The following is a 12,690-nucleotide window of genomic DNA, read 5'->3' as shown; positions in this document are numbered from 1 at the left end:
CTCCTGAGTGACGGGAGCCGTCCATGACCGCCCAGCCGCTGCTCGACGTCCAGGATCTCACGGTCGAATTCACCACCCGCCGCGGCATCGTGAAAGCCGTGCAGCACGTCAACATCTCCGTCGCCAAGGGCGAGACGCTCGCCATCGTCGGCGAATCCGGCTCCGGCAAGTCGGTGACGTCCTATGCGGTGATGCGCATCCTCGATCGTGCCGGGCGGATCGCCGAGGGCTCAGTGATGTTCTCCGGCATCGACGTCAAGGCCGCGACCGAAGACCAGATGCGCGATCTGCGCGGGCGCGAAGTCTCGATGATCTTCCAGAACCCGCGTGCCGCGCTCAACCCGATCCGCAAAGTCGGCGACCAGATCGAGGACGTGCTGCGCACCCATGTGCAGCAGGCCATGGTTTCGGATCGCGGCGAAAAGGCGATCGAGGCGCTGGAGCAGGTCAAGATCGCCCGTCCGCGCGAGCGCTATCATGCCTATCCGTTCGAGCTCTCCGGCGGCATGTGCCAGCGCGTCGTCATCGCGCTCGCGCTGGCCTGCAATCCGCAGCTGCTGATCGCGGACGAGCCGACCACCGGTCTCGACGTCACCACCCAGAAGGCGGTGATGGATCTGATCGTCGAGCTGACCAAGCGCAAGGCGATGTCGACCATTTTGATCACGCACGATCTCGGACTGGCCGCCGCCTATTGCGACCGTGTCGTGGTGATGGAGAAGGGCCGCGTGGTCGAGACCGCCAAGGCCGCCGACATTTTTGCCAACCCGCAGCACCCTTATACAAAGAAGCTGATGCGCGCGACGCCGCGGCTTGGTGTGAGCCTGCGGGATCTGTTGCCGGAGGAGGAGGGTGCTGCACTCGCCGCCGCAAGCGCCGCGCACGAAACCGCTCCGACGGCCGCAGCAGGCGCGGAGAAGACGCCGCTCCTCCTCATCGAGAAGCTGGTCAAGGAATATCCCCGCCAGGGTGCGACTGCCACGCTCGGAAAACTGTTTGGCCGCAAGCCGCCCGTGGAGCCCGATGTGTTCCGCGCGGTCGACGGCATCAGCTTCTCGATCGGCCATGGCGAGAGCGTCGGCCTGGTCGGCGAATCCGGCTGCGGCAAATCGACCACCTCGATGATGGTGATGCGCCTGCTCGACCAGACCTCAGGCCTGATCCAGTTCGACGGCGAGGACATCGGCGCCATGGCGCCTGCCTCCTTCGCCCGGCTGCCGCAGCGCAGCCGCATCCAGATGGTGTTCCAGGACCCGACCGACAGCCTCAATCCGCGCTTCACCGCCGTGCGCGCCATCGCCGATCCCATCATGCAGCTCGGCGACATCAGGGGCCGCGACGCGCTGCGCTTTCGCTGCGAGGAGCTCGCCACCATGGTCGGCCTGCCGCACAATCTGCTGGATCGGTTTCCGCACCAATTGTCCGGTGGCCAGAAGGCCCGCGTCGGCATCGCCCGCGCCATCGCCCTGCATCCGAAGCTCGTCATCCTGGACGAGCCGACGGCGGCGCTGGACGTCTCGGTCCAGGCCGTGGTTCTGAACCTGCTCCAGGACCTCAAGGCGCGGCTAGGTATGAGCTATCTGTTCGTCTCGCATGATTTGAATGTAGTGCGCTTGTTGTGCGATCGTGTCATTGTCATGCGGTCGGGTCGAATCGTCGAGGAAGGCTCTTCCGAAAGGGTTTTGAGCGATCCGCAGGACGACTACACCAAGGAACTGCTGACGGCGATCCCGCATCCGCCGTTGCCGGTGCACTGATTGTTTGGGAGCGTGATGGCCGAGCCGCTGGACGACTATATCGACGCCGTTTCCAAAGCGCTGGCGCTGCCGGTCGAAGAGGCCTGGAGACCGGTGGTCCGCGCCAATCTCGAAGTGTCGCTGCGGCTCGCCCGCTTGGTCGACGAATTCGCGCTGCCGGACGAGACCGAGCCGGCGCCGGTCTTCACCGCCTGACGCCGCCATGACCACCAATCCAGAGATGAATGCTGCCGACATCGCCAAGGCGGTGACCGGCGGAAAATTGTCCGCGCTCGATGCTATCGAAGCCGCGCTCGCGCGCATCAAGCTGCACGACGGCATCCTCAATTCCTTCACCGATGTGACCGCCGATCGCGCCCGTGCCAAGGCGCGCGCGATCGATGCCGATGTCGCCGCAGGTAAGGAAGTCGGCCCGCTCGCCGGCGTTCCCTTCGCGGTGAAAAACCTCTTCGACGTCACGGGCCTTGCCACACGCGCCGGCTCGAAGATCAACCGCGATCTCGCACCGGCCAAACGCGACGCCACGCTGATCGAGCGGATGGAAGCCGCCGGTGCCGTTCTCGTCGGCGCACTCAACATGGGCGAATACGCCTACGACTTCACCGGCGAGAACGTCCATGACGGCCCCTCGCGCAATCCGCATGACACCACGCGGATGAGCGGCGGCTCCTCCGGCGGTTCGGGCAGCGCCGTCGGCGGCGCGCTGGTGCCGATCGCGCTGGGATCGGACACCAATGGCTCGATCCGCGTGCCGTCCTCGTTCTGCGGCATTTTTGGTCTGAAGCCGACCTATGGCCGGCTCTCCCGCGCGCGCTCGTTCCCGTTCGTGGCGAGCTTCGATCATCTCGGCCCGTTCGCGCGCTCCGTCACCGATCTCGCGCTCGCCTATGACGCGATGCAGGGCCCGGATGCGGACGACGCCGCCTGCACCACGCGTGGCCTGGAGCCGACACTGCCGCTGCTCGCCAATCCGGTTTCGGACCTGCGCATTGCGATTGCCGGCGGCTACTTCCAGAACAATTTGTTTCCGGAGGCCGTCGAAGCCGTCAGCCGCGTTGCCAAGGCACTCGGCGCGACGCGCGTGGTCGATGTGCCCGAAGCCGCGCGCGCCCGCGCGGCGGCTTACGTCATCAGCACCACCGAGGGCGCCTCGCTGCATCTCGATCGCCTGCGCAAGCGCCCCAACGATTTCGATCCGGCCGTGCGCGACCGGCTGATCGCCGGCGCCATGGTGCCGGCGCCGCTGGTCGACCGCGCCCAGAAATTCCGCCGCTGGTATCGCGCGCAATTTGCCGAGGTCTTCAAATCGGTCGACGTGCTGATCGCGCCGGCGACGCCTTGCACCGCGCCAAAACTCGGCCAAGTGAATTTCAAGCTCGACGGCGTCGAATTGCCGGTGCGCGCCAATATCGGCATCCATACCCAGCCGATCTCGTTCGTCGGCCTGCCGGTCGTCGCCGTGCCGGTGCCGCTCGAGCCGCTGCCGATCGGCGTGCAGATCATTTGCGCGCCCTGGCGCGAGGACATCGCGCTACGCGTCGCGTACGCATTGGAGAAGATGGGCGTCGCCGCGGCGCCCGCGCCAAGGGGACTTTGAGAGGAATTTGAAATGGAGATCGATCTCCCCGACGTGCTCGCGGAAGTCAAAACCGCGTTCGACCGCTATGAGCAGGCTCTCGTCACCAACGACGTCGCAGTGCTCGGCGAACTCTTCCGCAACGATCCCCGCACGTTGCGCTACGGCATCGGCGAGAACCTCTATGGCTACGAGGCGATCTCCGGCTTCCGCGCCGGCCGCTCGCCGGTCGGGCTCAACCGCCGCACCGCCAAGACGGTGATCACCAGCTATGGCCGCGACACGGCCGTCGCCTCCACCCTGTTCTATCGCGACACCGCGCCTGGCAGGGTCGGCCGTCAGATGCAGACCTGGATTCGCTTCCCGGAGGGCTGGCGCGTCGCCGCTGCCCATGTCAGCATCATCGACGAGCCGAAAGAGACCTGATTGTATGACGCTTGACGATCTTCCGCCCGGAACATTGCCGGCCGAGCCGGTGGTGCCACGGGTCGACCGGGCGCAGCCAAGCGTGCACAAGGTTACGCGCGCCGAGGAGCTGCGCCTTCAACTCGCCGACGAGATCGTGCGGGGAACGCTGGCGCCCGGCTCGCCGCTTGATGAAACCGACATCGCGCGGCGCTTCAGCGTCTCGCGGACGCCGGTGCGCGAGGCGTTGCGGCAGCTGGTGGCGAGCGGCCTTGTCGAGGCACGGCCCCATCGCGGCGCAGTGGTGGCGCAACCCTCGTTCGAGCGGCTGACGGGCATGTTCGAGGCGATGGCGGAGCTCGAGGCGATGTGCGCCGGCCTTGCCGCCGAGCGCATGACCGCCACTGAGCGTCATGGTCTCGAAGCCGTGCACGAAGAGTTGCGTGTTCTCAGCTACGCCGGCAATCCCGATCGCTTCCACGAGGTCAACGAGCGCTTCCACAACGCGATCTATGCGGGCTCGCAGAACGGCTACATCGCCGAGATCACGCTGGCGACGCGCGTGCGCGTGCAGCCGTTCCGCCGCGCCCAGTTCCGCAATCTCGGCCGATTGGCCAAGTCGCAAGCCGAACACGACCGCGTCGTCGTCGCCATCATGCGCGGCGACAAGCAGGGCGCCGCGGCTGCGATGCGTGCGCATATCGAATTGGTGCGCGGGGAGTACGAGATTTACGCTGTGTCGGTGTAACTCCACTCTCGTGTCCCGGACGCGGTGCAGCGCGAAGCGCTGCTCCGCTGAGCCGGGACCCATTTTTTCTTGAGATTGTAGTGGTGGGTCCCGGTTCAGCAGCGCACCACTGCGTGATGCGCTGCGCCCGGGACACGAGACCATTCACGCCGTCGCAGCTTCCGCCATATACGCGCGCCAGCCGCCGTAGCTTGTGATGTCGCGGGCTTCGCTCAGCACTTCCGGTTCAACGAGAAAGCCCTTCACGCCGCGGCCATCCGCCAAGCGAACAGTACCGATTGCCATCGGTGCCGGAATCGCATTCACGAACTTGCCGAAGGCGGACGACGACAGCGACCAGATCTCCAGCTCGATCGACGCGCCCGTGCCGGCCTCGACGCGCAGCATGCCGGGCTTCGGCGGCGTGGTCTGAAGCGCATAGAGCTTGTAATCCGCTGCGGTTTTGGTTGCCTCGACCAGCTTGCCGTTCAGCGCCTTCAACTCACCGTTCAGCGCCATGCCGGAGAGATGCGCGCCGACAACGGCAATCGGAATCTCGTCGCTGCTGCTCGCGGTGAGCTGTGCGAGCGGCGCCTGCGCCACGCCCTTCGCGCCAACGGTCAGCTTGGTATCTGCATGAAACACGCGGCCGATGCTCGCGAGCAGCGCATCGCGTCCGGCAGGCGCGAGCAGCGTGATGCCGAACGGAATGCCGTCGGCGCGCATCGCTGCGGGGATTGCGAGACCGCAGAGGTCGAGCAGGTTGACGAAATTGGTGTAGGTGCCGAGCCGGCTGTTGAGCTCGATCGGATTGGCGAGCACCTGCGCCGTCGTATACGCCGTCGGTGCCGTCGGCAGCACCAGTGCGTCAATGTTGGCGAACGTCCGTTCGGCGATCTTGCGCAGGCCCTGCAAGCGATAGAGCGCCGAGAAGGTGTCCGCCGCCGTGAGCCGCGCGCCGGCGGCAGTGATCTCGCGTGTCACGGGGTGAATAGAATCAGGCGCGGACGCCAGCAAATTCTTGATCACGAGATAGCGCTCGGCAACCCACGGCCCCTCATAGAGCAACCGCGCCGTCTCGTAGAACGGCTCGAGATCGAACTCGACCAGCGTTGCACCGATTGACGTCCAGCGCTTCAGAGCATCTGCGTATGCCGCTTCCGCCTTCTTGTCGCCGAAGAAGATCAGCTGCCCGTTGCGCGGCACGCCGAGGCGCAAATTCGCCGGGAACGGTGTGATCGCGCCAAGCGGACGGTCGCGCGAGAATGGATCGGCCTGGTCCGGCCCCGTCATCACGGACAGTGCCAACGCAGCGTCGTCGACCGTCAGCGCAAACACCGAGATGCAGTCGAGCGTACGGCAGGCCGGCACCAGACCGGCAGTCGAGATCATGCCCAGGCTCGGTTTCAGCCCGACGATGTTGTTGAGCATTGCCGGCACGCGCCCGCTGCCGGCGGTGTCGGTGCCCAGCGATAGCGGCACGAGGCCCGCGCCGACGGCGGTTGCCGAACCCGAGCTCGATCCGCCGGGAATCAGATCCTCGCGGATCGAGTTTTTGGGAATGCCGTAGGGCGAGCGCACCCCGACGAGGCCGGTCGCGAACTGGTCGAGATTGGTCTTGCCGATGATGATGGCGCCCGCCGCGCGCAGCCGCTCCACCGCGGTCGAGTCATGCGTCGGCGTATAGGAGAAGGCCGGGCAGGCCGCCGTGGTCGGAAAGCCCAGCGCGTCGATATTGTCCTTCACCGCGACAGGCACGCCGTAGAGCGGCAGGCTGGCTGCATCCTTCGTGGCGAGCTTTTCGGCCTCCGCGATGGCGTCCTTCTCGTCGCGCAGGCTGATGAACACCGCGGGATCGTTGTGGTCGCGGATGCGCTGATAGGTCCGCGCGATCGTCTGCGCCGGCGTGACCGTGCCCGCGCGATGCGCGGCCACAATCGCGGCGATCGTTTCAGGCTGATCAGCCCCCATTTCAGCCTTCATGGCGACAAAACTCCGGCAACTTGTCCTCACCCGGATTGAAGCAAGCGATGTGCCATTGTGTACAGAATCCGGGCAGCGCAGGTGTCTCGGATATTATCGTGGGATCAGTGGGTTGGGGGATATTTCGATGATTGAGCAGGTCGCCGCGCCAGCGCCCTGTTACGGGCATCTGCCCAAATCATGTGCAGTCGCGATCAAGTGAAGTCCGCGAGGATCTGGAGCAACCGCTCCCGGTTCGCCTTGCCGATCTTGGCCTCGACATGCCGTTCGTGCTCGGCGGCGAGGCGCTTGAACTTCGCCAGTGCCGTCTCGCCCTGGCCGGTGAGGTGCAGGGCGTGGGAGCGCCGGTCCGTCTTCGACTTGACCCGCTTCACCAGCTTGCGCTGCTCGAGGCTGTCGAGCAGATGCACCAGCCGGGCGCGCTCGATGCCGAGGCGTTTGGCCACCGCCATCTGCGAGAGGCCGGGGTTGGCGCCGATCACCGTCAGCACCGAATATTGCGTCGGCCTGATGTCGACATCGCCGAGTGTCCTGATGAAGTCCTGAAAGATCCAGATCTGGAAGCGCCGCACGGCATAGCCGGCGTGGCCGACCAGCGCGTCGAGGCCGATCTCGTCCGCGTCGATCCGCCGCGCGGCGCCGTTGCCGACGCGTTTGCGTAGGGAAGGGCGAGCATCGACTCTGGCTGCGCTGGCTGTCACATCGCGTCTCCTGTCGGGCAAGCTTAGCGCCTTGATGCCTCAAGCGGAAGATTGTTGTTGACGACAACAATTGTCCTGCCCAACATTATGGCCAAAGCAGCCCGGAACGAGGCTGCGGCCGATCCGGGCATCCGGGCGGAGGAGGAAAACATGACAACCGCCGCACATGGCGACGCTTCGAGCCTGTTCGCAACGCCAAAAACCGTCGCCGAGCATCGCGCCGACGGCAGCATCGTGCTGCGCTCGGGCGAGCCCTTGCGCGACAGCGCGCGTTGCATCGGCGACTGGCTGGAGCACTGGGCACGGCAGGCGCCTGATACAATCTTCCTCGCCGAGCGCGACAGCGCCGATACGCCCTGGGCCACCGTGACCTACGCGGGTGCCCTGCGGCGGGTACGCGCGGCGGCATCCTGGATGCTCGCGCAACAGTTCAGCGCCGAACGCCCCGTCGTCATCCTCTCCGACAACGGCATCGATCATGCGCTGCTCGCGCTGGCCGCCCAGCATGTCGGTGTCCCCTCGACCGCGATCTCGCCCGCCTATTCGCTGATGTCAAAGGACTTCGACAAGCTCAAGGGCATGATCTCGCTGCTAGAGCCCGGCGCGATCTATGTCTCCGCGACCAGGCCATTCGCGCCGGCGCTGGCCGCGATCAAGCCGCTGCATCGTGCGCAGATCATCAGCGGCAATGCGAGCGATGCCGATGCGCTCGCCTTCCGCGCGGTTGCGGCAACGCCTGAAACTTCGGATGTCGCAAAAGCCTTCGCCGCCGTGACGCCGGATACGATCGCAAAATTCCTGTTCACCTCGGGCTCGACCGGCACGCCCAAGGCTGTGATCAACACCCAGCGCATGCTGACGTCGAGCCAGCAGGCCAAGGCGCAGACCTGGACATTTCTCGAACAGACCCGCGATCTCGTCATTCTCGACTGGCTGCCGTGGAGCCATACGTTCGGAGCCAACCACAATTTCAATCTCGTGCTGCGCAACGGCGGCTCGCTCTATATCGACGGCGGCAAGCCTGCACCCGGGCTGTTTGCGACGTCGCTCGCCAATTTGAAAAGCGTGACGCCGACGGTCTATTTCAATGTGCCGCGCGGGTTCGACATGCTGATCGCGGCGTTGCGCGGCGACGAGGAGTTGCGCCGCCACTTCTTCAGCGAGGTGAAGTTTGCCTTCTATGCCGGCGCAGCGTTGCCGCAGAATCTGTGGGATGCGCTTGAGGAGCTTTCGATCGAGACCGTCGGCCGTGCGCTGCCGATGGTCTCGGCCTGGGGCTCGACCGAAACCTCGCCGCTCGCGACAGACTGCCATTTCCTCGCGGAGCGCTCCGGCAATATCGGTGTGCCGATTCCGGGCACCGAACTGAAGCTCGTCAGCTCTGGCGACAAGCTGGAGGTGCGCGTGCGCGGCCCCAACGTCACGCCGGGCTATTGGAAGGCGCCGGAGCTCACCAGGCAGGCGTTTGACGAAGAAGGTTTCTACCTCATCGGCGACGCCGTGAAGCTTGCCGATCCCGTGCGGCCCGAGCGCGGCCTGTTCTTCGATGGCCGTGTCGCGGAAGATTTCAAACTCAACTCCGGCACATGGGTCAGCGTCGGGACGCTGCGCGTCGCTGGCATTGCAGCACTGGCGCCGCTTGCGCAGGATATCGTCGTCACAGGGCATGGTGGCGACGAGGTGCGGTTTCTGGTGTTTCCGAACATCGCGGCTTGCCGCGCTCATGTCGGTCTGCCCGAAACGGTCGGCGTGAATGAGGTGCTGACGCATGACAAGGTCAGGGTCGCGATCGCGCAGGGCCTCGCAAAGTTGAAACAGCAAGGCGCCAATTCCTCCGGCCATGCCACCCGTGCGTTGCTGCTCGCCGAGCCGCCGTCGGTTGACGGCGGCGAGATCACCGACAAGGGCTACATCAACCAACGCGCCGTGCTGACGCGACGCGCGGATGCGGTGGCGCGGTTGAATGATGATGCGTCGGCGGAGTGGATCGGCTGCAACGATTGACCGCTGGTCTCTGAGCTAGCACCTCTCGTGCCCCGGACGCAGCGCAGCACGCAGTGGTGCGCTGCAGAGCCGGGGCCCATCCTTCGCCCAGGGCGATGGGTCCCGGCTCTGCGCAGCAGCGTTTCACGCTGCAGCGCGTCCGGGACACGAGAGTTTGGCAAAGCAATACGCCAGCCAACCTGCCGCAATATCCTGCATGATTCTTTTGTTGCTTAAGCAACTAATTCGTGCGAACCGTTCCAGACAAGGATGACGGCGGGGGAACCGCTGCGCCTGATCCTGGAGGAAACGAATGCTCGGCAGAGAGGGTGCCGCTGGCAACTGCCGGCGTATGCCTGAAGGCGGCGAGACGATGCGCCTCACGGCCGCCGCGTCAGCTGGTGCTGCCGCCGGTCACCGCGCCCAAATTTTCGTGCAGCCGGCGCAACAAATCAATCAGGACCTCGCGCTCGTCCTTGCTCAAGCAAGACAACAGCCGCCGTTCGCGCTCGAATGCCGCCACGATCACCTTGTCATGGGTGGCGCGGCCCCTCGCCGTCAGCGAGATCGAATGGGTGCGGCCGTCATTCGGGTCGGTGCGGATCGCGACCTGCCCGCGTTTCTCCAGACCTGCGAGCGTCCGGCTCACCGGGCCCTTGTCGAAGCCGATGACGTGGCAGATGCGCGAGGCCGGAATGCCGGGCTCGATCGCCAGCAGCGACATGATCCGCCATTCCGTGACGTTGACGCCGAACTGCTTCTGATAGAACGCGGTCGCGCTGTTCGAGAGCTTGTTGGCGATGAAGGTGATGAAAGCCGGGACGTAACGGTCGAGATCGAGCGTCGGTCCGGCCTCCGTGGGCGCAGGCTTTTGGCGGGCTCTGGTCGAAGACGGCGGCATATCGGGATTCTGTCTCGCTGCGTGCCTGAAGACCTAAGGGCAAGCGTGGCGCTTTCACAAGATCAAAATGAGGGAGGACCTTTATGAGCGCACCCGGCTCGACTGTATCAGGCGTCCCGCATCTCGATGTCGATCCCTTCGACATGAATTTTTTTGCCGACCCTTATCCGACCCATGAGCTGCTGCGGGAGACGGGGCCGGTCGTCTATCTCGACAAGTGGAAGCTCTATGGCGTGGCGCGGTACGCCGAGGTCCATGCCGTGCTGAACGATCCCGCGACGTTCTGCTCCAGTCGCGGCGTTGGCCTGTCCGACTTCAAGAAGGAGACGCCGTGGCGGCCGCAGAGCCTGATTCTCGAGGCCGATCCTCCCGAGCACACCCGCACCCGCGCCGTGCTGTCAAAAGTGCTGTCGCCGACTGTGATGAAGGGGCTGCGCGAGCGCTTCGCCGCGGCGGCCGATCAACGGGTCGACGCACTGCTGGAGAAGCGCAGTTTTGATGCGATCGCGGATCTGGCGGAGGCCTATCCGCTCTCGATCTTTCCGGATGCTCTTGGGCTGAAGCCCGAGGGTCGCGAAAACCTCATTCCCTATGCGAGCCTGGTGTTCAACGCGTTCGGCCCGCCGAACGAATTGCGCAAGGAGGCGATCGCGCGCTCGGCGCCGCATCAGGCCTATGTCACCGCGCAGTGCCAGCGCGATAATTTGACGCCCGGCGGCATCGGCGCCTGCATTCACGCCCATGTCGACGATGGCGCCATCACGGCCACGGAAGCGCCGTTGCTGGTGCGTTCGCTGCTGTCGGCTGGGCTCGATACCACCGTCAACGGCATTGGCGCGGCCGTCTATTGCCTCGCCCGCTTCCCCGACCAATGGCAGCGCCTGCGCAGCGATCTCACGCTGGCGCGTAACGCTTTCGAGGAGGCCGTGCGCTTTGAGAGCCCGGTGCAGACCTTCTTCCGCACCACGACGCGTGAGGTCGACCTGTCGGGCGCGACGATCGGCGAGGGCGAGAAAGTGCTGATGTTCCTTGCTGCCGCTAACCGCGATCCGCGGCGATGGGACAAGCCGGATAGTTACGACATCACCCGCCGCACGTCCGGCCATGTCGGTTACGGCTCCGGCATTCACATGTGCGTCGGCCAGCTCGTGGCGCGGCTCGAAGGCGAGACGATGCTTTCGGCTTTGGCTCGCCGCGTCGCCAGCATCGAGATCACGGGTGAACCAAAGCGCCGCTTCAACAACACGCTGCGCGGGCTCGACAGCCTGCCGGTGACGATCTCGCCGGCCTGACGCGGTCGGTGGCGAAACAATAATAGGGGAGGGACCAATGAAGAACCTGAAGTGGACGCTGACACTGGCCGCGAGCCTGATGAGCGGCGTCGCAAGCGCCGAGATATCGGACAACGTTGTGCGCGTCGGTGTGCTCAACGACATCTCAGGCATCTTTCAGGACACCAATGGGATGGGCTCGGTCGAGGCCGCGCGCATGGCAGCCGAGGATTTTAACGGCGGGGCTAAGGGCATCAAGGTCGAGATCGTCTATGCCGACCACCAGAACAAGGCTGATGTCGGCAATGCGATTGCGCGCAAATGGCTCGATGTCGAGGGTGTCGACGCCATCGTCGACGTGCCGAATTCGGCAGTCGGTCTCTCCATCAACACGCTGCTGCGCGACAGCCGCATGACGTTCCTGGCGTCCTCCACGGCAAGCTCGGATCTCACCGGCAAGGCCTGTTCGCCCAACACCATTCAATGGGTTAACGACACCTGGGCGACCGGCAACACCACGGCGGCCGCGATGATGTCGCGCGGTGGCAAGGAGTGGTACTTCCTCACGGTGGACTATGCGCTCGGCAAGGGCATCGAGGGGGAAGCGCAAAAGTATATCGAGGGGCATGGCGGCAAGGTGCTGGGATCGTCAAAGCATCCGCTCGGCACGTCGGACTTCGCCTCGTTCCTGTTGCAGGCGCAGAACTCGAAGGCGCAGGTGATCGGGCTTGCGAACGCCGGTGGCGACACCATCAACGCCGTGAAGCAGGCCGCCGAGTTCGGCGTGCAGCAGAGCGGGCAGAAGCTCGTGGCGTTCCTGCTCTTCATCAACGATGTCCACGGCATGGGCATCAAGGTCGCGCAGGGCCTCCAACTGATGGAAGCCTTCTACTGGGACATGAACGACGACACCCGCGCGTTCGCAAAACGCTTCGCCGCGCGGCCCGGCATGAACGGCAAGATGCCGAGCGGCAACCAGGCCGGCGTCTATGCCTCGACGCTTGCCTATCTCAACGCAGTCGCCGCGACTGGCAGCGACAACGCCAAGGACGCGGTGCCCGAGATGAAGAAGTTTAGAGGCAAGGACAAGCTGTTCGGCGACACCGTCATCCGCCAGGACGGCCGCGTCGTGCATCCCATGTATCTGTTCGAGGTGAAGAAGCCGGAGGAGTCGAAATATCCGTATGATTATTACAAGCTGGTCTCGACGATTCCGGCGGAGCAGGCGTTCCGGCCGATGGCGGAGGGCGGCTGTGAGTTGGTGAAGTAGGGAACGCTGTTGCCACGAGCGACGCTGTACCCTCTCCCCTTGTGGGAGAGGGTGGATTCGCGTAGCGAAGCCGGGTGAGGGGTTCTCTCCACGTGTACGCCTCTCACGATTGAATT

The 12,690-nt window shown here is 64.9% G+C and carries 11 protein-coding genes; 8 read left to right on the top strand and 3 right to left on the bottom strand.

The window, feature by feature from the left end; genetic code table 11:
• The first annotated feature begins 23 nt into the window (after positions 1 to 23).
• The 5 genes from BMW89_RS34345 to BMW89_RS34325 are packed head-to-tail and all read left to right on the top strand — an operon-like array spanning position 24 to position 4,486.
• Positions 24 to 1,757: a dipeptide ABC transporter ATP-binding protein gene (locus tag BMW89_RS34345; protein WP_092034766.1), complete on the top strand. Its 1,734-nt coding sequence runs from the start codon at positions 24 to 26 to the stop codon at positions 1,755 to 1,757.
• A 15-nt stretch (positions 1,758 to 1,772) separates the two neighbouring features.
• Entirely contained in the window at positions 1,773 to 1,952 is a 180-nt protein-coding gene (locus BMW89_RS34340; RefSeq protein WP_177196528.1) for a DUF4089 domain-containing protein, read from the top strand.
• Positions 1,953 to 1,959: 7 nt separating this feature from the next.
• Entirely contained in the window at positions 1,960 to 3,354 is a 1,395-nt protein-coding gene (locus tag BMW89_RS34335; RefSeq protein ID WP_177196527.1) for an AtzE family amidohydrolase, read from the top strand.
• A gap of 12 nt (positions 3,355 to 3,366) precedes the next feature.
• Positions 3,367 to 3,759 (top strand): oxalurate catabolism protein HpxZ, encoded by a 393-nt coding sequence (gene hpxZ, locus BMW89_RS34330; RefSeq protein WP_092034764.1) that lies wholly within the window; start codon positions 3,367 to 3,369, stop codon positions 3,757 to 3,759.
• Between the two features lie 4 nt (positions 3,760 to 3,763).
• Positions 3,764 to 4,486 carry a GntR family transcriptional regulator gene (locus BMW89_RS34325; protein ID WP_177196526.1) on the top strand — a complete coding sequence of 241 codons (723 nt, stop codon included), beginning with the start codon at positions 3,764 to 3,766 and terminating at the stop codon, positions 4,484 to 4,486.
• A gap of 144 nt (positions 4,487 to 4,630) precedes the next feature.
• On the opposite strand, the gene atzF is transcribed toward BMW89_RS34325, so the two are convergent.
• Together atzF and BMW89_RS34315 are read right to left on the bottom strand one after the other, a co-directional pair.
• The gene (gene atzF / locus BMW89_RS34320; RefSeq protein ID WP_092034762.1) at positions 4,631 to 6,436 is read right to left on the bottom strand and encodes an allophanate hydrolase; all 1,806 of its coding nucleotides are present in this window, start codon (positions 6,434 to 6,436) and stop codon (positions 4,631 to 4,633) included.
• Between the two features lie 206 nt (positions 6,437 to 6,642).
• Positions 6,643 to 7,149 (bottom strand): MarR family winged helix-turn-helix transcriptional regulator, encoded by a 507-nt coding sequence (locus BMW89_RS34315; RefSeq protein ID WP_177196524.1) that lies wholly within the window; start codon positions 7,147 to 7,149, stop codon positions 6,643 to 6,645.
• A 150-nt stretch (positions 7,150 to 7,299) separates the two neighbouring features.
• Here BMW89_RS34315 and BMW89_RS34310 point away from each other — a divergent pair, with 150 nt between their 5' ends.
• Positions 7,300 to 9,153 (top strand): feruloyl-CoA synthase, encoded by a 1,854-nt coding sequence (locus tag BMW89_RS34310; RefSeq protein ID WP_092034798.1) that lies wholly within the window; start codon positions 7,300 to 7,302, stop codon positions 9,151 to 9,153.
• Positions 9,154 to 9,526: 373 nt separating this feature from the next.
• Here the strand turns inward: BMW89_RS34310 and BMW89_RS34305 are convergent, their stop codons facing one another.
• Positions 9,527 to 10,033 carry a MarR family winged helix-turn-helix transcriptional regulator gene (locus BMW89_RS34305; protein ID WP_092034760.1) on the bottom strand — a complete coding sequence of 169 codons (507 nt, stop codon included), beginning with the start codon at positions 10,031 to 10,033 and terminating at the stop codon, positions 9,527 to 9,529.
• A gap of 83 nt (positions 10,034 to 10,116) precedes the next feature.
• Here BMW89_RS34305 and BMW89_RS34300 point away from each other — a divergent pair, with 83 nt between their 5' ends.
• Positions 10,117 to 11,325 carry a cytochrome P450 gene (locus BMW89_RS34300; RefSeq protein WP_092034759.1) on the top strand — a complete coding sequence of 403 codons (1,209 nt, stop codon included), beginning with the start codon at positions 10,117 to 10,119 and terminating at the stop codon, positions 11,323 to 11,325.
• Positions 11,326 to 11,362: 37 nt separating this feature from the next.
• Complete coding sequence (locus BMW89_RS34295; protein ID WP_092034758.1) at positions 11,363 to 12,574, top strand: ABC transporter substrate-binding protein; 1,212 nt, start codon at positions 11,363 to 11,365, stop codon at positions 12,572 to 12,574.
• Positions 12,575 to 12,690: the final 116 nt, after the last annotated feature.

The sequence above is a fragment of the Bradyrhizobium sp. OK095 genome, assembly GCF_900109945.1.
GTDB lineage: Bacteria > Pseudomonadota > Alphaproteobacteria > Rhizobiales > Xanthobacteraceae > Bradyrhizobium.
Note: the sequence above shows the minus strand (reverse complement) of the source record. Positions and strands in the feature narration are given on the sequence as shown.